Below are 19,739 nucleotides of genomic sequence, written 5' to 3' on the forward strand. Positions count from 1 at the left end.
ACGACCAGAGCCAGGAGGTTCAAAGTGGCCGGCTTGAGGCGCTGGAAAGAGGGCGCTTTGCGCCGCGGTCCGGACAAGGTTGAACAACCTCGCCTCCAGCCGGCCTCTAACGTCCCGAGAAGGGGCGTATGTTAAAGCAGAAAGATGAATCCCGATACCGAGTTTATTGGTATGACAATACGGCTACTTCACCGGGTTTAGCACCCTCATGGCTAAGCAACATTAGCCGTTCTTCTTTCTCGGGGGCTCACTAAACATTGCGTGCCATTTAGCTTATTGTTTGCTCCAAAGTGAGGCGACTGCCGGTGGTTCCCAGCCTACTTGAGCAGTATGTGCCTGCAGGCATTTGTAGGTGTAACCACCATAGGTCACCAAATCGCCGGCCTTGTAGACAACGCCAGCTTTCCAAGCGGCTACACCAGCTGGAGTTGGTGTTGTAACTGGTGCTGGCGTGGGAGTCGCTTTCGGCGTCGGCGTAACTGTCGGGATTGGAGTTGCTGTTGGCACTGGCGTCGGAACGGGGGTTGTCGTATTCGAGACGCAGGCTCCCTTGTCTTCCCAGACACTGGTAACTCCCGGCGTTTCTCCTTGACTCCACCACTTGGCGCGATAATTGTGGCCGCCGTAGGAAACGACGCTGTCCGTAGTGTATGCCGGCGAACTGCTCCAATTGGGTGCGCATGGCGTATTGCTGGGAGTGGGGGCAATAGTGGGAATCGGCGTGGGCTGTGGAGTGGGGGCGGGCGTTGGCACCGGCGTCGATGCTACCGGTGTTGGGGCGGTTGGCGTGGTATAGGCACTCGGAGCTGGGGTGACGCCCGGCGCTGGTGTAGGAGCGGGAGAGCTGACTGCAGGAGTGGTTACTGTCTCCTTGCTGTCGCGCACGCTGGTTTGCAGAATCACATACTGAGTGTTGCCATCGGCAGGTTGCCAGCTGACAGTCACTTGCAGATTGCTATATGGCTTCGGGCCAACAGCGGCCGAAACAGGTGCTGACAGCGCGACTGTGAAAACAGCTGTTCTGCCAGTCTCAGTGCGGCTGGCTGCCGCGAGGCTGCCATCAGCCAGTTTGGTTTGCCTTGCTTTTTCCAGTTCGGCCTGCGCCAGCATCAATGCTTCGTTTCTTTCTGCGGACGAAGCGGTGTTGCGCATCACTGAGCCTTGATAACGTACCAACGCAATGGCAGCAACGCTAAGGATGGAGGCGGCGGCTAGCACCTCGACCAAGCTGAAGCCCTGGGTTTTCCTGCTCATTTGGCTTCTCCTCCTCACCACGCATTCATTTAATGCATAATCATGTACTTATATTTATATTTGCTAACTTATTTATGGAAATAAAAGCCGGTTTCGCAACCGGCCTTGTGCTATGGCGTCGGTGTGATTCCAGGGCCGACGACGGAGTTTACTGCATTGCGCATGCTGCTTTGCAGTACGACATGCTGTGTCGAACCCTCAGTATCGTCCCAGCTGACCGTGACACGGACGCTGGAAAACGGAGTAGGCGCCACGACAATGGCTTCCGGCGCACTGCGCGCCACAGTAAACACCCCTGTTTTTCCGGTGATCGGGCTGTGCGTTTGTGCGGTGAGGGTCGTTCCGGCCAGGGCCAGCGCTCTTACCGTTTCCATTTCAGCGAGCGCATATTGTGCCGCTTCGTTGCGCTCGGCTGCCATAACCGTGCTGCGGGTCATGGTGCCCTGATAGCGGGCCAGCGCGATGGCGGCGATGCAGATAATGACGGTGGCGATCAAAACTTCGATCAAACTAAAGCCCAGTTCACGTCGCATGATCAAAAATCAACCCAGGATTTGGAGTCGGAATTTATTTTTTTCTTCAACGAATCTGGGGGGCCTACTTTTTCATAAGTAATTTTTTGAGTGCCGCTAAAAGCATGGGTTGGCGCTTTAAATGGATCGTTGCTATCCATTTTTCCATTGGCGGATCCAGAAATTATTTGTCCCAAAGGTGCAACATCCCAGCTGTCTTCAATAGCAATTGAGCCAGTAATATCGAAGCTTCCAGTGCCATAAACATTATTCGTATAGACAAAACTAGAGCCGGTGGTTTGTAGCTGTCCGCGAATGGCTCCATTGATGACAATTACCATATCTGTTCCGCTAATGGCGCAACTGCTGGATAGATCTCCTTCTATCCAAACGACTTTATTGCTGTAGCTAGTGGCAGGAGGGCATCCCGTAAATACATTGCTGCCAGCAACTTGTTTGATTTGCTGTTTGGTCTGTCCATTGAAGAGAGAGGAAAATAAATTGGTGGAAAGTGCCGTGTTTTTTTCTGGTGGGCAGGCTCCAGTCTTGCATTGATAATTCTGAGACCCGCCGTAGGCATAGCTGTCGCCATATAACACTGAGCATGAAGGCAACGGCCTGCCTGCATTTGCTGTAATATGGGCGGCACCCCAAGCGTCTGCATAATTTCCTACTGTTATTGCAGTGTCCCCAATTGCGAAGCCTCCAGTAACTTTGAGTTGTCGACGTACTTTTGCTCGTGCGACATCGCCTGAGCAAATGTTGTTGCCGGTTTCAGTGTTGCCCGCGCAGCCCTCGCTGATTACAGATAATACCCCACCGTCAAATCGGGCCTGAACTCGATAGCCTAAACCGGGATTCACTCCAGAAATGGCTGTACCAACTAGTGAATAAAGTCCAGTATAATATTTGTCAGAGTCAAAGACTTGATCATTGGTCGCCGCATAACTGTTTTTGAACGCAAAGCTGCTACTCGCCGAGCCGGGGGCGCAAGAACTGCTACTTCCACCACTGCTGGATTGAATAAGTGTCGTTGCCGGAGTGGTGCTTGTTTCAATTTGTTGCAAATCGGCTTCCAGTTGAGCAATGAAAGCATTCATTCCGGCTTCTGCAGCCCCCAGTGCCATATTGTACTGGTATTGGTTGACGGAGGATTTCTGGAATAGATAGGCACTGCGATTGGCGTACATGGTCGCAATTGTTGCGATTGCTACGAGAATGAGGGTGACAAATAGCGCCGCAGCGCCATTTTGCCGCGCCGCGCGATTGACTGAATGGATTTGGGGCGTCATATCTTTTCTCAATCACATTTGGTGATCGTGGTGCCAGTGGCGGTCGCTGTAGCAGGGCAGGCCGGTAAATTGCGTAGCTGTACGGTCTCAGATAGCGTACGAGTATTGCCATTCGGGTCCGCTGCGGTGATATCAATTTTGACGGATTGCACCATGATCGGGCCTGTCGGGTTACCGCTGGCATCCACTGCTCGGATTGCGCTCGGGGTGAATTTGAGATTGGTAATGCTGAGGTTGTCGGTCAGGTTGAGCACTTCCCAGCCGGTGGGGCTACTGCAATCCTGTACATTGATGCTCGCAGCGCCGGTCAAGAGCAGTACTTGTTTGTTCGTGCTGTTGTAGCTGAATCCGGTAACCTCATTCGCACTGACGGTGCCCGCGCCTGTGACGGGAGCAGGGGTGTTGATATTGGCGGGAACATTGCGGTCGTAGCGAAATACGACGCATTGATATTCGCCGCTGCTGGCCGCTGAGGAAAACCAAATTTGTCGGAAATACTCGCTATCTGTTGCCGTGTTGTCCTCGCCATCTGCATTAAAACCCGCTCGGCGAAGCTCCCGGCCCATGATGGTCATAATGTCTTGCAAATTACCGTGAAATCCCACAGCTCTGACGCTGTCTCGTGCGCCCTTGAATGCGTTGATTCCCAAGGATGCTGCAGCGATGATCAATAACATTCCGATCACGATTGCGATCATGATTTCGATCAATGATAAACCTGCCTGCCGTTGCGATGGCCGAATTAGCATGCTGGGAACCCTCCTAGCGATGGTTTGCCGCTAGGGATGCAAATCCGGCTGATGCCGGTGGCGGTAAGCTGTACGGCCAACTGATACGGACTTTTGCTGAACGTGGCGCTTTGTGTTCCGGTTGCTCCTCCGGCAAAGGTGGGAAGCATGCGAACGGCTCCGAATGTAGCGCCCGATAGCGCGGCTGGCACATCCGCGGCGATGCCAGGGTGCTCGTTCACAGTCATTGAGCGCAGATCGCAGGTGCCTCCTGCGGTGCAAGTGGCCGTGCTGCTGGCACGTATGGACCAGCTTGTTCCCGTCGTGATAAGCAGATAGATATCGCTGTTCCGTTTGATGGCTTCGCTTTTTGCGTAGACCAACAAATTTTTGAACTCGATTGCGGCAGACTCAACTTTTTTGCGATTCATTAAGTCGGAAAAGGCGGGCAGAGCAACTGCGGCCAAGACACCGAGAATTGCTACAACAACGAGACCTTCAATCAGGGTGAAACCGGATTGACGTCGTTTCCACGGGAGCGCCATCATTTGCTCCAGCAACTACTTGGTGCTGTTGTCGTATTGCCGTTGGAGATCACCATGGTCAAACTGGTGCAACCGCTGTCTTTTAATTGCGCGCTTTTGGCTGCTGCCTTGATGCAATACGCACTGCCGGACGAAAGTACTGCTGCACAGTCGCTGGCATATATGTTGACATCGTAATAGCCACTTTCAGACGTCAGCGTGGTTCCCGTGCCCACACCAAGATTGGCAAAACTATTGGTATAGGCGGTATTGTTCGCACGCCATTTTTCTTGTGCTTGAGCAATTCTATGCATCGCAGTCTGAGCGTCGGCTCTGCGCGTCTTGAGGACATAGCGCTGGTAGCTAGGGATGGCAATGGCAGCGAGAATGCCGATGATTGCAACGGTGATGATGAGTTCGAGCAAGGTGAAGCCACGCTTTCGGCGGGCGGCATCGTTATGCATATGGGCTCCTCCTGATGTTCTTGTCAGCTTTCTTCTGACCACCATCTTATGGTCTTCCCTTACGGGCGGCAAGTGCTTGATTTTGCTCATGTGGAAGGCGGCCCAGTACGCTGACATGCGTTTGAGTGCGAGGGATGAGCGGTCAGTTCAGTTGCTGATGGGCCGCCCGGCGTAAACGATCGTTCACCGCCAGCCACCCAGCGTCGGTCGGCGGTTTTTCGAGATACAGCACGTCGAGGTTGAAAGCGTCGAGCTGACGAAGTGTGTCATATAGTCGGTAGGCATATGCGTCGGGTTCATTTGGCATCAATACGATGCGTGTGAAAATGCCGTCCGAAATGGCGTCGGATTGGGTGATCAAGGCAACGCGTTGGCCCTTCTCGGCGGCGGTCAAGGCAGCTTCTCGTACCGCTGCGCTTGGGCCGATGATTAACGAGGTGCGCGGTGAATAGTGGCTGTCGAGCAAGCCAGAGACGCGCACATTGGCGGTCTGGGCGTGTTGGTGGTGTTCCAGCTTCATGCCCAGCAAGTCTTCGATCTGCTCACGCAGCACGCCCCCTGGACGCAGTAGCTTGGGTGTGGTGTCGATCAGGCTGACGATGGTCGATTCGACGCCAACTTGGCAGGGGCCGCCGTCAAGCACCAGCGGGGCTTCCTGGCCGAATTCGTCGCGCACGTGTTGCGCGGTGGTGGGGCTGACGTGGCCGAAGCGGTTGGCGGAAGGGGCGGCGAGGCCGCCGCCGAATCGCTGCAGCAGTTCGTGGGTGAGTGGATGAGCGGGGGCGCGCAGACCGACGGTGTTCTGGCCGCCGGTCACGGCATCGAGCACATGAGGCTGGCGCTTGAGGATCAGGGTGAGCGGGCCGGGCCAGAACGCTTCCGCCAACTGCCACGCAGCATCCGGAATGTCTTGCGCCCAATCGCCGAGCTGGCAGCTGCTGGCGATATGCACGATGACCGGATGATCGGCCGGGCGCCCCTTCAATGCGAAGATGCGCGCAACCGCTTCAGGATTGCTGGCATCGGCGGCGAGGCCGTAGACGGTTTCGGTGGGAATGGCCACCAACTGGCCCGTGCGTAGGCGTGCGAGCGCCAAATCCAACTCGTTCATCGATCTGTTTTTTGCGTCAAAGCTTATGATTATAAACGGAAAACGCAGCCGTGCCGATGCGTGACCAGCATGCTGCATCTACCCGCCAATGTAGTCAATCTAGTACCAGAACGTTGCAGTTGTGCGGCAAGGCCAGAAGGGATGGCTTTTGCCGCACAGAGTGCTCAATAGCGCACACTCACTGCGTCGTCGCCAAATCCTGTTTTCAGCTGCAGCAGTAGCTCCTCGTGCAGCGTCACCCGCCAGGCATCGGACAGCCGTAGCTGGCATTGGGCATCGGTATTGCGGTATTCGATCTCCACCGGGCAGCGGCCACCGACGTAGCCGGACAGCAGTGTCTGCAGCTTGGCGGCATCGGCGTTGCCGTTGAGGTGGATCGCGAGTGCACGGGCAAACTGGCTGCGCGCTCCGGCCGCATCCATCACCGCATCCGCAACCACGCGCACGCCGCCGTTGAAGCGGTCTTCGCTGACCTTGCCCAGCACCACCAGCAGCGTGTCGTCCTTGAGCTTGGTGCGGTGCTCCTCATAAACCTCGGAGAATAGCGAGACCTCGATCTTGCCGTGACCGTCATCGAGCTGGACGAAGGCCATGCGGCCGCGATCTCCGTTCTTCACCCGGATGCCGGACACGATGCCGGCAAGGTATTGCAGCTCCTTTCTCGGTTCCAGTCGATCAAGCCGGGTCTTTAGGAAGTTGCGGATGCCCTTGGCGTGCGCATCGAACGGGTGGCCGGAAAGGTAGAAGCCGATGGCGGTCTTCTCTTCCGCGAGCTTGATCTTGTCATCCCAAGGCGCCGCTTCGATCACCTCTACCGTGGGTACGGCGGCGGCTTCGAACACGTCGAACAGCGATCCCTGGTTGGCGTTGGCCGCTTCGGTCTCGGCCAGCTGCATCGCCTGCTCGACATTGGCCATCAGCCGCGCCCGATGGTCGTCGATGGCATCGAACGCACCGCCGCGAATCAGCGCCTCGATCACCCGCTTGTTCACTTCCTTCTTGTCGGTGCGGCGGCAGAAGTCGTACAGGTCGGCATAGGGACCGTTCGCTTGGCGCTCGGCCACGATCATGTTCACCGCGCTTTCGCCAACGCCCTTGATGGCTCCGAGCGCATAGCGGATCTCGCGCTTGCCTACCGGCATGAAGCGATAGAAGCTGGCGTTCACGTCCGGCGGCAACAGCTTGAGCCGGTTCTTTTCGACGCAATCGTCGTAGAACACCTTGAGCTGGTCGGTGTTGTCCAGTTCCGAGCTCATGGTGGCGGCCATGAAGGCGGCGGTGTGGTGCGCCTTCAGCCAGGCAGTGTGATAGCTGACGACGGCGTAGGCGGCGGTGTGCGACTTGTTGAAGCCGTATTCCGCGAACTTGGTCATCAGGTCGAACAGGTGTTCGGCCAGCGCAGGATCGTAGCCTTTCTTGGCCGCGCCTTCGGCGATGGTGGCGCGGTGCTTGGCCATCTCCTCGGGCTTTTTCTTGCCCATGGCCCGCCGCAGCATATCGGCGCCACCCAGCGTGTAGCCGCCGATGATCTGCGAGATCTGCATCACCTGTTCCTGGTACACGATCACGCCATAGGTCGGCTCCAGGCACTTTTCCAAGTCCGGGTGGAAGTAATCCGGTGTCTCCAGGCCCTTCTTGCGGTTGATGAAGGTGTCGACCATGCCGGAACCCAAGGGGCCCGGGCGATAGAGCGCCAGCACGGCGATGATGTCTTCGAAACGGTCGGGCTGCAGTTTTTCCAGCAGCCGTTTCATACCGTCCGATTCAACCTGGAACACGCCGGTGGTGTTGGCGTCGCGGAACACCTGGTAGGCGGCTTGATCGTCGAAACCCAGGCTCATCAGGTCCAGGTACTGGCCGGTCTCCTGCTGGATGTACTGCAGCGCCAGCTCGATGATGGTGAGGTTGCGCAGGCCCAAGAAGTCGAACTTCACGAGGCCGATCTGCTCGACGTCGTCCTTGTCCAGCATGGAGACCGGCGACGCCTCTGCACCGCTGGCTTGGTAGACCGGGCAGAAGTCGGTGATCTTGCCCGGCGCAATCAGCACGCCGCCGGCGTGCATGCCGATGTTGCGGGTCAGGCCTTCCAGCTTCTTGGCGAGCTCCCAGAGCTCCTTCACCTCATCTTCGTTCTGCACCCGCTCAGCGAGCTCGGGCACCATGTCCACCGCGTCATCCAGGCTGTACTGCTTGCCTGGCGCCGCCGGAATCATCTTGGAGAGGCCGTCGCAGAAGGTGTAGGAGAGGTCGAGCACCCGGCCGACGTCGCGCACCACCGCCTTGGCGGCCATGGTGCCGAAGGTGGCGATCTGGCTGACTGCCTCGGCGCCGTACTTGTCGCGCACGTATTCGATCACGCGCCAGCGGTTGTCCTGGCAGAAATCGATATCGAAGTCGGGCATCGATACCCGCTCCGGATTGAGGAAGCGCTCGAACAGCAGCGCGTAGGCGGTGGGGTCGATATCGGTGATACCGAGCGCATAGGCTACCAGCGAGCCTGCGCCCGAACCCCGGCCGGGACCCACCGGGCAACCATTCTGCTTCCCCCAAATGATGAAGTCCGCCACGATCAGGAAGTAGCCGGGAAAGCCCATCTGAATGATGGTGTCGGTCTCGAATTTGAGCCGCTCCAGGTAGCGCGGGCGCTCGGCATCGCGCTGGGCCTGGTCTGGATAGAGCTGGGTCAGCCGGGTTTCCAGGCCTTCCTTGGCCTGGTGCACCAGGAAGTCGTCCAGCGTCATGCCATCCGGCGTGGGGAACAGCGGCAGGTAGTTCTTGCCCAGCAGGATGTTCACGTTGCAGCGGCGGGCGATCTCCACCGAGTTTTGCAGCGCCTCTGGTAGGTCGGCGAACAGTTCGGCCATTTCGGCCGGGGTTTTGTAGTACTGCTCTTCGGTGAAGTTGCGCGGCCGGCGTTTGTCGGAGACGACAAAACCTTCGGCGATGCAGACGCGCGCTTCGTGCGCCTTGAAATCGTCACGATCCATGAACTGGATTGCGTGGGTGGCAACAGCGGGCAGGTTCAGTTCCGAAGCGAGGTCGAGATGGCCCTGTACGCTGGTCTCGCATTCGGCTTTACCACTGCGTTGCAGCTCCAGATAGAAGCTGTCGGGGAATTGCGCGGCCCACCACTGCGCAGCCGAGGTGGCGGCCTCGTAGTTGCCATTGACCAGTGCCTGGCCGATTTCGCCCAGGTGCGCGCCGGAGAGGCAGATCAGGTCTGCGTTGGACTTGGCGGCCAGCCATTCCTTCTTCAGTTCGCCATAGCCGCGGTACTGGTTGTGCAGGTAGGCGTCGGTGAGCAACTCGCAGAGGCGGCCATAGCCAGCCCGGTTCTTGGCCATCAGCAGCACGCGGAAGGGCTTGTCGCGATCTTCCTCGTTCTCGATGCGGGCATCGATGCCGATGATGGGCTTGATGCCGGCGGCGCGACAGGCCTTGTACTGCTTGACCATGCCAAAGAGGTTCATCAGGTCCGACACACCGAGCGCGGGCTGGCCGAGCTCGGCGGCACGCTTGACGGCGTCATCAATGCGGACGATGCCGTCGACGACGGAAAATTCGGAATGCAGGCGGAGATGGATAAAGGCGGGCGCGTTCATCGGCGCATTTTACCGCAGCTGGCCCGACCCGCGCCGGACGTGAGCGCGATCACTGCATGCCTCGCCGATCATCCCGCTACCCTTGTGGTACTTGCCAACATAGGGGTATGGTAGGGGTGTGTATCAGGAGGTGCTGTTATGGAGTCCATGTCCCTAGTCAATGCCGCGAGCAGCTCGCAGCCGTCCGAGTATGTCGTGACCAATACGGTGCTGCGCAAAGCGCTGGACATCCAGCAACAGAACGCCCTGTCGTTGCTGGAAGCGCTGCCGCAGCCGGCGGCATACAACAACCCTGCGAACCTGGGGCAGAACATCGACGTGAAAGCGTGATGATTCGCCAGTTGCGGAGCAAGGCGGCCATGGCCGCCTTTTTTACCGCCTGTCGCCAAAATGCTGCGGCGCACAATGGGATGCTTGACGCCCGAGGCGAGGCCGTCAAGAATCCGAATTGATGCAATGCACAATCCTTGGAGTCTGACGATGTTCAACACCCATCAGTACAACGAAGCCAACCAAGCTGGTCTGGAAAAATCGCTGCGTTTGTCGCAGATCGCACTGAACGGGGTGGAACGCCTCGTCAGCCTGCAGCTGGGCTTGGCCCGTGAAGTTCTTGCCAATCAAGCTGAAGCCGCCAAGGCGCTATCCGAAGTGAAGGACGTGCAAGGTCTGGTATCGCTGCAAAAGCAGCTGGCGCAACCGTCGGTCGACAAGGCCCTCGATGCGGCCCGCTCGGTGTTCGACGTGGCCAGCGCTACCCAGCATGAACTCAATCGTCTGGTCGAAGAGCAGGTGCTCGGTTTCAACAAGACGCTGCTGAGCTCACTCGACAAGGCTGCCGAAGTGGCGCCGGCCGGTTCCGGTGCAGCAGTCGCTGTGTTTCGCAATGCCTTCGAAACGGCTGCCAGCACCTACGATGCCGTAGCGCGCAGCACGCAGAAGATTGCCGGTGAACTCACCCAAGCTGCCGTGGCCGGCGCCGAGCAAGCCGCCAAGGCGGTGGCCCAGCCGAGCAAGGCCGTGGCCTGATCGACCCTATCCCCGTTGTTCTGTTGAGGGCAGCCTTACCGGCTGCCCTTTTTTACGTCTGGTTTTGCGGGTAGAGCGTGCTGATGGCGAGTGCGAGGCGGGTTGCCAGTTCGTGCTCGGCGGGCTGCTTGGCCAGATACGCTGCGGCCAGCAGTTGCAACTGATGCTGGGTATGGCTCGCCAATGCTTGCCAGCTTGCCGGATCAAAATGCGCAGTGCCGTGGGGCCCTCGTTCAGCCAGCCAGGCAACGACCTGCTGCTGTTGCTCGGCCCACAATGCGTTGGCTGTGCCGATGAAAGCCCCAGCACCATCGCTGCCGACATGCAGCCAGCCAGCCGGAGTGGGTGAAAGGGCATCTAGCCAGGGAATGGCGCGCTGCAGCGCACTGGCGTGGCCACCTACGGCCAGCATCCAGCCCAGGCGCTCGGCTGCAGGGTGGTCGAGCATGATGGCGATGTCGACGCTGAAGGGCGGTGGCTTGGAGCAGGCAATGCCCCCTACATTCAGATGCAGCGCTTCCGCGGCCCAGGGGGAGGGTGGTGTTTCGCCTGACCAGTCTGCCGGGCAGCCGGCGCGGCTCAGGCGGGCAAGCAAGCGCTCGCGTAGCCCCGTCGGCGCAGTCAGGCAGACGGGGCCCATGGCCTTAGCCCTGGCAGCTGTTGACCAGCTGCCGCAGCGAATCGATCTGCACGATCTCGATCAGTCGGTTCTGGACCTTGATGAAGCCTTGATCCTGGAATTTGGAGAGCGTGCGGCTCACTGTTTCCAGCTTGAGGCCGAGGTAGCTGCCGATTTCCTCGCGCGTCATCCGCAGGTGGAAGCTGGATGATGAATAGCCACGCAGCGCAAACCGTTGCGACAGGTTGAGCAGGAAGGCGGCGATGCGCTCCTCGGCCTTCATGTTGCCGAGCAGCAGCATCACCCCGTGGTCGCGCACGATTTCGCGGCTCATCACCTTGTACAGATGGTGTTGCAGCGCCGGCATCTTGCGCGCGAGTTCTTCCATTTCGGTGAACGGTAGCTCGCAGACCTGGCTGTCTTCCAGTGCCACGGCATCGCAGGTGTGGTGATCGGTGCTGACGGCGTCGAGCCCGATCAGGTCGCCGGTCATGTGAAAGCCGGTAACCTGTTCACGGCCATCCTCGGAGACCACACTGGTCTTGAAGAAGCCGAGCTTGACCGCGTAGAGCGCCCGGAACGGCTCGCCGCTGCGATAAAGCGCTTCGCCACGCTTGATGGGCCGCCCCTGGGTGACGAGCTCATCCACCTGCTTCATCTCGTCGGCGGATAGGCCGATGGGCAGGCAGAGTTCGCGCAGGCTGCAGGTAGAGCAGGCCTGGCGTAAATGCTTGATGCTGATGTCTTGCACCGGGATGGTGGAAAGCATGGGAATCCCTGGGTTGATGGCCATCCGGCGGTATGCCGTAGGGCGGCTGATTGTGCCTTGATCCCGATCAACGAGGTGCCCCGACACCGCACGTTAAGCTGGTCGACCCTGCAAACAGAACGGATGACCGCGGTGACGCACGCATATGCCGGGCTGCAACAAGCCGAATTCGATCGCGACCTGATTGTCCGCTATGACGGCCACGGGCCGCGCTATACCTCCTACCCCACTGCGGATCGTTTCGGACCGCTGCAGGCCGCTGCCTGGCAGCAGGCCGTCATTGCGCGCCAGCCGGGATCGGCGACAAAACCGCTTTCATTATATTTCCACCTGCCATTCTGCGACACGATTTGTTACTACTGCGCCTGTAACAAGGTGATCACGCGCCGCCGCGATCAGGCCGAGCCCTACCTCGGCTACCTGGAGCACGAGCTGGCCTTGACTGCCGACTTGATCGAGCAGCGGCCCCGAGCGCAGCAGTTGCACTTGGGAGGCGGTACGCCGACCTTCTTCAGCGATGCGCAGCTGGCCCGGCTGATGGCGGCTGTGCGTCGGCATTTCGAGCTCGATCCAGCAGGCGAATATGCCATCGAGATCGATCCGCGCAAGGTGGGCGTGCAGACCATGGCTGCGCTTGCGGAGATGGGGTTCAATCGTGTCAGCATCGGCGTGCAGGATTTCGACCCGGCTGTACAACGCGCAGTGAACCGGGTGCAGGGCGAGGCGGAAACCGCAGCGGTGATCGCCGCCGCGCGTGCCAACGGCTTTCGCTCGATCAGCCTCGACCTGATCTATGGCCTGCCGCTGCAAACCCGCGAAACCATGGCGCGCACGCTGGAACGCGTGGTCGCGTTGCGCCCGCACCGCATCGCGCTCTACAACTACGCGCACCTGCCGGAGCGCTTCCCGCCCCAGCGTCGCATCGATGCCCAGGCGCTGCCGGATGCTACTACCAAGCTCGATATCCTGGCCGACAGCATCGCGGCACTGCAGGCCGCAGGCTACGTCTACATCGGCATGGACCACTTCGCGCTGCCAGACGATGATCTCGCCCTCGCGCAGCGGCGCGGCCATCTGCATCGCAATTTCCAGGGCTATTCCACCCACGCCGATTGCGACTTGCTGGCCTTTGGCGTATCGGCCATCGGCATGGTGGGCGGCCACTACGCGCAGAACGCCCGCAAGCTTGACGACTACTACGCCGCACTCGATGCCGGCCAGTTGCCGACGGTGCGTGGCTATGCCATGTCGCGCGACGACCTGTTGCGCCGGGCGGTGATCCAGGCGCTGATGTGCCAGTTCCAGTTGTCGTTCGAGTCGTTCGAACCGGCCTACATGATTGATTTTTCGGTGTACTTTGCGGAAGAATTGCGACGCCTGCAGCTGCTCGAGATCGATGGCCTTGTCGTGCTGCGGCCGGATGGCATCGATGTGACGCCACGTGGCCGCCTGCTGGTGCGGACCATCGCCATGGTCTTCGACCGTTTCCTCATCCGCCAGCAACCCATCGTCGCCTATTCCCGCCTGATCTGATCCATGCTCGACCCCGCCCTGTTTTCGCTGTTCATTGCCGGACTGGTCGGTGGCGGCCACTGCCTTGGCATGTGTGGTGGGGTGGTCACCGCATTCACTTTGCAGCTGCCACCCGGGCCGCGCTGGCCGTATCTGCTGGGCTTCAATGTCGGGCGCCTGCTGGGCTACGGGCTGATCGGGGCGATTGCCGGCGCTGTCGGCAGTATTCCGGGCCTGCTTGCGCTGACGCTGGTGAAGACCGTGCTCTGGTGGCTGGCCAACCTGTTGCTGATCGTGATGGGCTGCTATATCGCTGGCTGGGCGGCATGGTTCACCCGCCTGGAAAGGCTAGGCGTGCCAGTCTGGGCGCGGGTGCAACCACTGCTGCGCCGTTTGTTGCCGATCCGATGGTTCTGGCAGGCCCTGGTGGCGGGCGCGCTGTGGGGGTGGCTGCCCTGTGGCTTGGTCTATACGGCCAGCCTTTCTGCGCTGGCAAGTGGTTCGACAGAAAATGGGATTTTGCTGATGTTGGCCTTTGGGTTGGGCACGCTGCCCAACCTGATGCTGATCGGCGCGGCGGCTGGGCGCTTACGGGCTTGGCTTGGCTATCGCTGGCTTCGGTCTATATTGGGTTTGTTGTTGATCGTGGTCGGCGTCTGGCGACTGGTTGCCGGGCTGCACTAGACCTACTTCCATCGGAAGCCCTATCCACAAAGCGGATGCCATGCTCTAAACTGCTCCGCTAAATTTGCTTACTAACAAGAAACAGTAGCTTTGGGGAGTGGCGTCGGATGCCTACGCCAATTTTGGTGGTCGACGATTCGGTCATGGCGCGCAAGATGCTGATCAAGGCCTTGCCACCGTCATGGGATGTTGAAATCACGCAGGCCGGCAACGGCATCGAAGCCTTGGCCGCGTATCGCGCCGGCAAGGCTGAGGTCATGTTCCTGGACCTGACCATGCCCGAGATGGACGGCTATACCGTGCTGGAAACGCTGCAGCGCGAAGGGCTCAACAGCTTTGTCGTCGTGGTTTCGGCCGATATCCAGCCCATGGCGCGCGAACGCGTTCGCCAGCTGGGGGCCGTGGCCTTCGTCAAGAAGCCGGTCGATGCCGCGCAGATCGAAGCGATCTTGCGCGAATACGGCATTTCGCTCTGACAGCGGGGACTATGATGATCGATCATCTGTTGCTCACCCCGGACCAGCGCGACGCGCTGCAGGAAGTCACCAACATCGCCATGGGGCAGGCCGGCTCCCAGCTGGCGCAGATCCTTGAATCCTTCGTGCAGCTGTCGGTGCCGCGCATCAACATCACCGAATCGGCTGCAATTTCCACCGGCATCGTCCAGCTCGTCGGCACACCGCAGTCGGTGACTGCGGCGCGCCAAGCCTTCAATGGCACGCTGCGCGGCGAAGCCATGGTCATCTACGACCAGGACGGCTGCCGCGATCTGGCCGACCTGATGGGCTATGAAGACGCGCTCGATGGCGCGGCGGACCGCGAGCTGCTGCTTGACGTGAGCAATGTGCTGGTCGGCGCCTGCCTCAATGGCATTGCCGAATTGCTGCAGGCCAAGCTCAGTTTTTCGGCGCCGACCATCATGGCGGAGAACGTCGAGGTCGGGCGGCTGATCAATCCGCAGCAGCTGACCTGGAACTACGCGCTCCTGGTGGAAGTGCACTTCACGCTCGAGGTGCGCGATTTCACCTGCCACCTGCTGACCCTGATGCCCGAGGAGTCCATCCTCACGCTCAAATCCGCGCTCGACGCCTTCATGGAAAACTTTTGATGACGGTATCGCTGGCCGACTTCATCGTCAGCGAGGTCAATGTCGGGGTCTTTGTCGTCGATCGCAGCTACCAGCTGCTGTTGTGGAACCGCTTCATGGCGCACCACAGTGGCATTGCGAGCGGGGATGCGGTCGGCCGTAGCCTGTTCGAGCTGTTCCCGGACCTGCCGCAAAAGTGGCTCGCCAAGAAGATCGACAGCGTGTTCGTGCTGAAGAACTTTGCCTTCACTTCGTGGGAGCAGCGGCCCTACCTGTTCCGCTTCGCCCACAATCGGCCGATCACCGGCGGCATCGACTTCATGCGGCAGAACTTCACCTTCATGCCGGTGCGCAACGATGAGGGCGAGGTGGAGGCTGTGGGCGTGACGCTGATCGACGCAACCGACAGCGCGATCTACCAGACCATGCTGCATACGGCGATGCAGAAACTGGAAGAGAGCTCCAATCGCGACGGTCTCACCAGCGTATTCAACCGCCGCTACGTCGACATGCGCTTGCACGACGAGATCCAGCGTATCGAGCGCTATCACGTCGAGCCGTTCAGCGTGCTGCTGTTCGATCTGGATCACTTCAAGAAGATCAACGACACCTACGGCCACCTCGCCGGCGACGAAGTGCTGCGCGAAGTGGCGCGGCGCACGCAGGCGGTGCTGCGCGAGCCCGACGTGTTCGGGCGCTACGGCGGCGAGGAGTTCATCCTGATCCTGCCGCAGACCGATGCTGAAGGCGCGCGAGCGGCGGCCGAGCGTATCCGCTTCGAGATTGCGGCCGATTCGGTTACCTCCGGCGATGACAAGATCACCGTCACCGCCAGTATCGGTGTGTCGGAGTTCGTTCCCGGCGTGACCACTGCCGAAGCGGTGGTGGCGCAGGCCGATACCGCGCTCTACGCGTCCAAGCACGCCGGACGTAATCGCGTCACTGTGTACTCGCCGCAACAGCCCGCTTCCGCCTGATCGGCACCGACGGCCGGCGGGTGCTGATGCATCGCCACACAAGGTCGCTGATTCTCCACACTTTATTCCCCTCGCATTGCCCCCGCCTGTGGCGCGCCGCACGTTTGCGGTGCAATGCGGCCATGTCCGTAGCCTGCCCGCGTCTATAACGGAACTGTCGAGCCGGGGCGAACTTTCCGCTTCCGCACTGCCTAAATGGCAAGCCGCCGTTTCCCGCCGCTGGAGGTGCCGCATGGATATCTTCAACCACTACTCGTCCCGCTACGAACGCACTCGCGAGGAGGAGCTTTCCCTCAAGGAATACCTGGAACTGTGCAAGCGCGAGCCGGCGGCGTATGCCACCGCAGCCGAGCGCATGCTGATGGCGATCGGTGAGCCGGAGATGATCGATACCCGGCTCGATTCGCGTCAGTCGCGCATCTTCCAGAACAAGGTGATCCGGGTCTACCCGGCTTTCCGCGAGTTCTTCGGCATGGAGGAGGTGATCGAGCAGGTGGTCGCCTACTTCCGGCATGCGGCGCAAGGGTTGGAGGAAAAGAAGCAGATCCTCTACCTGCTCGGACCGGTGGGCGGCGGCAAGAGCTCCATCGCGGAAAAGCTCAAGGAGCTGATGGAGCGAGTGCCGTTCTATTGCCTGAAGGGCAGCCCGGTGCACGAGTCCCCGCTTGGCCTGTTCAACTACGACGAGGATGGCGCCATCCTGGAGCAGGAATACGGCATCCCGCGCCGTTATCTGCGCAACATTCCCAGCCCGTGGGCGGTGAAGCGGCTGCACGAGTACGGCGGCGACATCGACCAGTTCCGCGTGGTGAAGCGCTATCCGTCGGTATTGCGGCAGATTGCCGTGGCCAAGACCGAGCCGGGTGACGAGAACAATCAGGACATCTCGTCCCTGGTCGGCAAGGTCGACATCCGCAAGCTGGAGAAATACGCGCAGGACGATCCGGATGCCTACAGCTATTCGGGCGGCCTTTGCCTGGCGAACCAGGGCCTGCTGGAGTTCGTCGAGATGTTCAAGGCGCCGATCAAGGTGCTGCATCCACTGCTCACCGCGACCCAGGAAGGCAACTTCAAGGGCACCGAGGGCTTTGGCGCGATCCCGTTCGAAGGCGTGATCCTGGCCCACTCCAACGAATCGGAGTGGAAGCAGTTCCGCAACAACAAGAACAACGAGGCCTTCCTCGATCGGATCTACATCGTGAAGGTGCCGTACTGCCTGCGCGTGTCCGAGGAAATCCACATCTACGAGAAGCTGGTGCGCAATTCCTCGTTGTCGCAGGCGCCGTGCGCGCCGGGCACGTTGAAGATGATGGCGCAGTTCGCCGTGCTGTCCCGGCTGAAGGAGCCGGAGAATTCGTCCGTCTTTTCCAAGATGCAGGTCTATGACGGCGAGAACCTGAAGGACATCGATCCCAAGGCCAAATCCATCCAGGAGTACCGCGACTTCGCCGGCGTCGACGAGGGCATGAACGGGCTTTCCACCCGCTTCGCGTTCAAGATTCTCTCGAAGGTGTTCAACTTCGATCATCAGGAAGTGGCGGCCAACCCGGTGCATCTGCTCTACGTGCTGGAGCAGAGCATTGAGCGCGAGCAGTTCCCGCAGGAGACTGAACAGCGCTACATCAGCTATCTCAAGGAACACTTGGCGCCGAAGTACGTCGAGTTCATCGGCAAGGAAATCCAGACGGCGTATCTCGAGAGCTACTCCGAGTACGGGCAGAACATCTTCGATCGCTACGTGACCTTTGCCGATTACTGGATCCAGGATCAGGAATACCGTGATCCGGATACCGGCGAGAGTTTCGATCGCAATGCGCTCAACAACGAGCTCGAGAAGATCGAGAAGCCAGCCGGCATCAGCAACCCCAAGGACTTCCGCAACGAGATCGTCAACTTCGTGCTGCGTGCGCGTGCCAATAACGCTGGCAAGAACCCGACCTGGACCAGCTACGAGAAGCTGCGCTCGGTGATCGAGAAGAAGATGTTCAGCAACACCGAAGAGCTGTTGCCGGTGATCTCGTTCAATGCCAAGGCCAGTGCCGAGGAGCAGAAGAAGCACGAGGACTTCGTCAATCGCATGGTCACCAAGGGCTACACCGCCAAGCAGGTGCGGCTGTTGTGCGAATGGTATCTGCGGGTGCGCAAATCGTCCTGATACCAGGGCGCGGGCAGGGAGTAAGGGGTGGCCACCGGGTGGGTTCGCCCGGAGTGGCTGGACACAGCCGTTGAGAACGGGGCGGGCTGCCTAAGGTGGTTGCCGTATCGCCGGCCCACCCCGTTCGTGGAGTTGCCATGTTCCATCTGATAGACCGGCGTCTGAACGGCAAGAACAAGTCCGCGGTGAACCGCGAGCGCTTCCTCAAGCGCTTTCGTGGCCAGATCAAGGAGGCGGTGGCGCGGGCGGTGAAGGACCGTTCGATCACCGATATCGAGCGCGGCGAGAAGGTGTCGATCCCGGTGAAGGACATCGGCGAGCCGACCTTCGGCCATACGCAAGGCGGGGTGACCGAGCGCGTCTACCCCGGCAACAAGGAATACTTGCGTGGGGACGAGTTCGAGCGCCCGCAGGGCGGGGGGGGCGCGGGTGGCAGCGGCGGCTCGGGCGACGGTGGCGATGGGCAGGACGAGTTCGTGTTCACGCTCACCAAGGAGGAATTCCTCAGCTATTTCTTCGATGATCTGGAGCTGCCCAACCTGATCAAGACGCAGCTGGCGCAGACCACCACTTTCAAGCCGATGCGCGCCGGCTTCACCAGCGATGGCACGCCGACCAACATCCACGTGCTGCGCAGCCTGCGGGGTGCACTTGGTCGACGCATCGCGCTTTCCGCTTTGCCGATGGATGAGCTTAATGCCGCACAGGAAAAGCTCGACGAGCTGCTGGAAAGCCGCGACGAGCACGACCCGGAAATCCGTGCACTGATGCAGGAAATCCGCGAGCACAAGGCCCGGCTGTCACGCATTCCGTGGATCGACCCGTTCGATCTGCGCTACAGCAACCGGGTGCGCGTGCCCAACCCCACCACGCAGGCGGTGATGTTCTGCGTGATGGATGTCTCGGGTTCGATGGATGAGATGAAGAAGGACATCGCCAAGCGCTTCTTCATCCTGCTGTACCTCTTCCTCGAGCGCGCCTACGACAAGATCGAGGTGGTGTTCGTACGCCATCACACCCAGGCCTTCGAGGTGAACGAGGACGAGTTCTTCCATGCCCGCGATACCGGTGGCACGGTGGTGTCCTCGGCGCTCAAGCTGGTGAAGAAGATCATCCACGAGCGCTACCCGACCGCGGACTGGAACATCTATGTCGCCCAGGCTTCCGACGGTGACAACTGGGATTCCGATTCGCCCCACTGCCGCGAGCTGCTCGCCAACGAGTTGCTGCCACTGCTGCAGTACTACGCCTACGTCGAGATCACCGAGGGAGAGCCGCAGAACCTGTGGTACGAGTATGAGCAGGTGGCGGCGCAGCATCGTCACTTCGTGATGCGACGCATCAAGGATGCTGGCCAGATCTGGCCAGTGTTCCGCGACCTGTTCAAGAAAGCGGGCCTGGGCGAGCGCAGCGCCGCCTGAAC

19 protein-coding genes are annotated in these 19,739 nt (G+C 59.9%); 9 read left to right on the plus strand and 10 right to left on the minus strand.

The window, feature by feature from the left end; genetic code table 11:
- Positions 1–273: 273 nt before the first annotated feature.
- The 8 genes from FLM21_RS08375 to dnaE all read right to left on the minus strand — a co-directional run bounded on the left by FLM21_RS08375 (position 274) and on the right by dnaE (position 9,487).
- Positions 274–1,254: a carbohydrate-binding protein gene (locus FLM21_RS08375; RefSeq protein ID WP_148715141.1), complete on the minus strand. Its 981-nt coding sequence runs from the start codon at positions 1,252–1,254 to the stop codon at positions 274–276.
- A 110-nt stretch (positions 1,255–1,364) separates the two neighbouring features.
- Entirely contained in the window at positions 1,365–1,787 is a 423-nt protein-coding gene (locus FLM21_RS08380; protein WP_148715142.1) for a type IV pilus modification PilV family protein, read from the minus strand.
- A gap of 2 nt (positions 1,788–1,789) precedes the next feature.
- On the minus strand, positions 1,790–3,058 hold the full coding sequence (locus tag FLM21_RS08385; protein WP_148715143.1) for a pilus assembly PilX family protein: 1,269 nt from the start codon (positions 3,056–3,058) through the stop codon (positions 1,790–1,792).
- Between the two features lie 8 nt (positions 3,059–3,066).
- Positions 3,067–3,807, minus strand: a complete 741-nt coding sequence (locus FLM21_RS08390) for a PilW family protein (RefSeq protein WP_148715144.1) — start codon at positions 3,805–3,807, stop codon at positions 3,067–3,069.
- Positions 3,801–4,334 (minus strand): GspH/FimT family pseudopilin, encoded by a 534-nt coding sequence (locus tag FLM21_RS21265; RefSeq protein ID WP_148715145.1) that lies wholly within the window; start codon positions 4,332–4,334, stop codon positions 3,801–3,803. Before FLM21_RS21265 ends, FLM21_RS08390 begins: the two co-directional genes overlap by 7 nt.
- The gene (locus FLM21_RS08400) at positions 4,331–4,774 is read right to left on the minus strand and encodes a type IV pilin protein (protein WP_148715146.1); all 444 of its coding nucleotides are present in this window, start codon (positions 4,772–4,774) and stop codon (positions 4,331–4,333) included. The genes FLM21_RS21265 and FLM21_RS08400 overlap by 4 nt, the downstream gene beginning before the upstream one ends.
- 142 nt (positions 4,775–4,916) lie before the next feature.
- Positions 4,917–5,963, minus strand: coding sequence for an L-threonylcarbamoyladenylate synthase (locus FLM21_RS08405; protein WP_187360146.1), 1,047 nt, complete (start codon positions 5,961–5,963; stop codon positions 4,917–4,919).
- A gap of 86 nt (positions 5,964–6,049) precedes the next feature.
- Complete coding sequence (gene dnaE, locus FLM21_RS08410) at positions 6,050–9,487, minus strand: DNA polymerase III subunit alpha (protein ID WP_148715147.1); 3,438 nt, start codon at positions 9,485–9,487, stop codon at positions 6,050–6,052.
- A gap of 147 nt (positions 9,488–9,634) precedes the next feature.
- Between dnaE and FLM21_RS08415 the strand changes: the two genes are divergently transcribed.
- Positions 9,635–9,817 (plus strand): YjfB family protein, encoded by a 183-nt coding sequence (locus tag FLM21_RS08415; protein WP_222846797.1) that lies wholly within the window; start codon positions 9,635–9,637, stop codon positions 9,815–9,817.
- Positions 9,818–9,967: 150 nt separating this feature from the next.
- Complete coding sequence (locus tag FLM21_RS08420; RefSeq protein WP_187360147.1) at positions 9,968–10,513, plus strand: phasin family protein; 546 nt, start codon at positions 9,968–9,970, stop codon at positions 10,511–10,513.
- Positions 10,514–10,565: 52 nt separating this feature from the next.
- Here FLM21_RS08420 and FLM21_RS08425 read toward each other — a convergent pair whose 3' ends face one another.
- Both FLM21_RS08425 and fnr read right to left on the minus strand, forming a co-directional pair.
- Entirely contained in the window at positions 10,566–11,153 is a 588-nt protein-coding gene (locus tag FLM21_RS08425; RefSeq protein ID WP_148715150.1) for a hypothetical protein, read from the minus strand.
- Positions 11,154–11,157: 4 nt separating this feature from the next.
- Complete coding sequence (fnr, locus tag FLM21_RS08430) at positions 11,158–11,901, minus strand: fumarate/nitrate reduction transcriptional regulator Fnr (RefSeq protein WP_148715151.1); 744 nt, start codon at positions 11,899–11,901, stop codon at positions 11,158–11,160.
- 123 nt (positions 11,902–12,024) lie between these two features.
- On the opposite strand from fnr, the gene hemN reads away from it, so the two are divergent.
- The 7 genes from hemN to FLM21_RS08465 all read left to right on the plus strand — a co-directional run bounded on the left by hemN (position 12,025) and on the right by FLM21_RS08465 (position 19,737).
- Positions 12,025–13,434: an oxygen-independent coproporphyrinogen III oxidase gene (gene hemN, locus FLM21_RS08435; protein WP_148715152.1), complete on the plus strand. Its 1,410-nt coding sequence runs from the start codon at positions 12,025–12,027 to the stop codon at positions 13,432–13,434.
- Between the two features lie 3 nt (positions 13,435–13,437).
- Positions 13,438–14,097: a sulfite exporter TauE/SafE family protein gene (locus tag FLM21_RS08440; protein ID WP_148715153.1), complete on the plus strand. Its 660-nt coding sequence runs from the start codon at positions 13,438–13,440 to the stop codon at positions 14,095–14,097.
- A gap of 107 nt (positions 14,098–14,204) precedes the next feature.
- Complete coding sequence (locus FLM21_RS08445; RefSeq protein ID WP_148715154.1) at positions 14,205–14,573, plus strand: response regulator; 369 nt, start codon at positions 14,205–14,207, stop codon at positions 14,571–14,573.
- Positions 14,574–14,584: 11 nt separating this feature from the next.
- Positions 14,585–15,205 carry a chemotaxis protein CheC gene (locus FLM21_RS08450; protein ID WP_246120850.1) on the plus strand — a complete coding sequence of 207 codons (621 nt, stop codon included), beginning with the start codon at positions 14,585–14,587 and terminating at the stop codon, positions 15,203–15,205.
- Complete coding sequence (locus FLM21_RS08455; protein WP_148715155.1) at positions 15,205–16,161, plus strand: GGDEF domain-containing protein; 957 nt, start codon at positions 15,205–15,207, stop codon at positions 16,159–16,161. The genes FLM21_RS08450 and FLM21_RS08455 overlap by 1 nt, the downstream gene beginning before the upstream one ends.
- Before the next feature lie 232 nt (positions 16,162–16,393).
- Positions 16,394–18,316 (plus strand): PrkA family serine protein kinase, encoded by a 1,923-nt coding sequence (locus FLM21_RS08460; RefSeq protein ID WP_148715156.1) that lies wholly within the window; start codon positions 16,394–16,396, stop codon positions 18,314–18,316.
- 137 nt (positions 18,317–18,453) lie between these two features.
- Entirely contained in the window at positions 18,454–19,737 is a 1,284-nt protein-coding gene (locus FLM21_RS08465; protein WP_148715157.1) for a YeaH/YhbH family protein, read from the plus strand.
- Positions 19,738–19,739: the final 2 nt, after the last annotated feature.

It is taken from the genome of Chitinolyticbacter meiyuanensis (genome assembly GCF_008033135.1).
GTDB lineage: Bacteria > Pseudomonadota > Gammaproteobacteria > Burkholderiales > Chitinibacteraceae > Chitinolyticbacter > Chitinolyticbacter meiyuanensis.

What these genes read in the sequence shown, in the direction of transcription:
- FLM21_RS08420 (WP_187360147.1), top strand. Translation starts at nt 9,968, where the DNA reads ATGTTCAACACCCATCAGTACAACGAAGCCAACCAAGCTGGTCTGGAA.
- hemN (WP_148715152.1), top strand. Translation starts at nt 12,025, where the DNA reads ATGACCGCGGTGACGCACGCATATGCCGGGCTGCAACAAGCCGAATTC.
- FLM21_RS08405 (WP_187360146.1), bottom strand. Translation starts at nt 5,963, where the DNA reads ATGCAGCATGCTGGTCACGCATCGGCACGGCTGCGTTTTCCGTTTATA.
- FLM21_RS08425 (WP_148715150.1), bottom strand. Translation starts at nt 11,153, where the DNA reads ATGGGCCCCGTCTGCCTGACTGCGCCGACGGGGCTACGCGAGCGCTTG.
- FLM21_RS08380 (WP_148715142.1), bottom strand. Translation starts at nt 1,787, where the DNA reads ATGCGACGTGAACTGGGCTTTAGTTTGATCGAAGTTTTGATCGCCACC.
- FLM21_RS08455 (WP_148715155.1), top strand. Translation starts at nt 15,205, where the DNA reads ATGACGGTATCGCTGGCCGACTTCATCGTCAGCGAGGTCAATGTCGGG.
- FLM21_RS08465 (WP_148715157.1), top strand. Translation starts at nt 18,454, where the DNA reads ATGTTCCATCTGATAGACCGGCGTCTGAACGGCAAGAACAAGTCCGCG.
- FLM21_RS08390 (WP_148715144.1), bottom strand. Translation starts at nt 3,807, where the DNA reads ATGCTAATTCGGCCATCGCAACGGCAGGCAGGTTTATCATTGATCGAA.
- FLM21_RS08400 (WP_148715146.1), bottom strand. Translation starts at nt 4,774, where the DNA reads ATGCATAACGATGCCGCCCGCCGAAAGCGTGGCTTCACCTTGCTCGAA.
- FLM21_RS08385 (WP_148715143.1), bottom strand. Translation starts at nt 3,058, where the DNA reads ATGACGCCCCAAATCCATTCAGTCAATCGCGCGGCGCGGCAAAATGGC.
- dnaE (WP_148715147.1), bottom strand. Translation starts at nt 9,487, where the DNA reads ATGAACGCGCCCGCCTTTATCCATCTCCGCCTGCATTCCGAATTTTCC.
- FLM21_RS08450 (WP_246120850.1), top strand. Translation starts at nt 14,585, where the DNA reads ATGATGATCGATCATCTGTTGCTCACCCCGGACCAGCGCGACGCGCTG.
- FLM21_RS08440 (WP_148715153.1), top strand. Translation starts at nt 13,438, where the DNA reads ATGCTCGACCCCGCCCTGTTTTCGCTGTTCATTGCCGGACTGGTCGGT.
- FLM21_RS08415 (WP_222846797.1), top strand. Translation starts at nt 9,635, where the DNA reads ATGTCCCTAGTCAATGCCGCGAGCAGCTCGCAGCCGTCCGAGTATGTC.
- FLM21_RS08460 (WP_148715156.1), top strand. Translation starts at nt 16,394, where the DNA reads ATGGATATCTTCAACCACTACTCGTCCCGCTACGAACGCACTCGCGAG.
- FLM21_RS08445 (WP_148715154.1), top strand. Translation starts at nt 14,205, where the DNA reads ATGCCTACGCCAATTTTGGTGGTCGACGATTCGGTCATGGCGCGCAAG.
- FLM21_RS08375 (WP_148715141.1), bottom strand. Translation starts at nt 1,254, where the DNA reads ATGAGCAGGAAAACCCAGGGCTTCAGCTTGGTCGAGGTGCTAGCCGCC.
- fnr (WP_148715151.1), bottom strand. Translation starts at nt 11,901, where the DNA reads ATGCTTTCCACCATCCCGGTGCAAGACATCAGCATCAAGCATTTACGC.
- FLM21_RS21265 (WP_148715145.1), bottom strand. Translation starts at nt 4,334, where the DNA reads ATGATGGCGCTCCCGTGGAAACGACGTCAATCCGGTTTCACCCTGATT.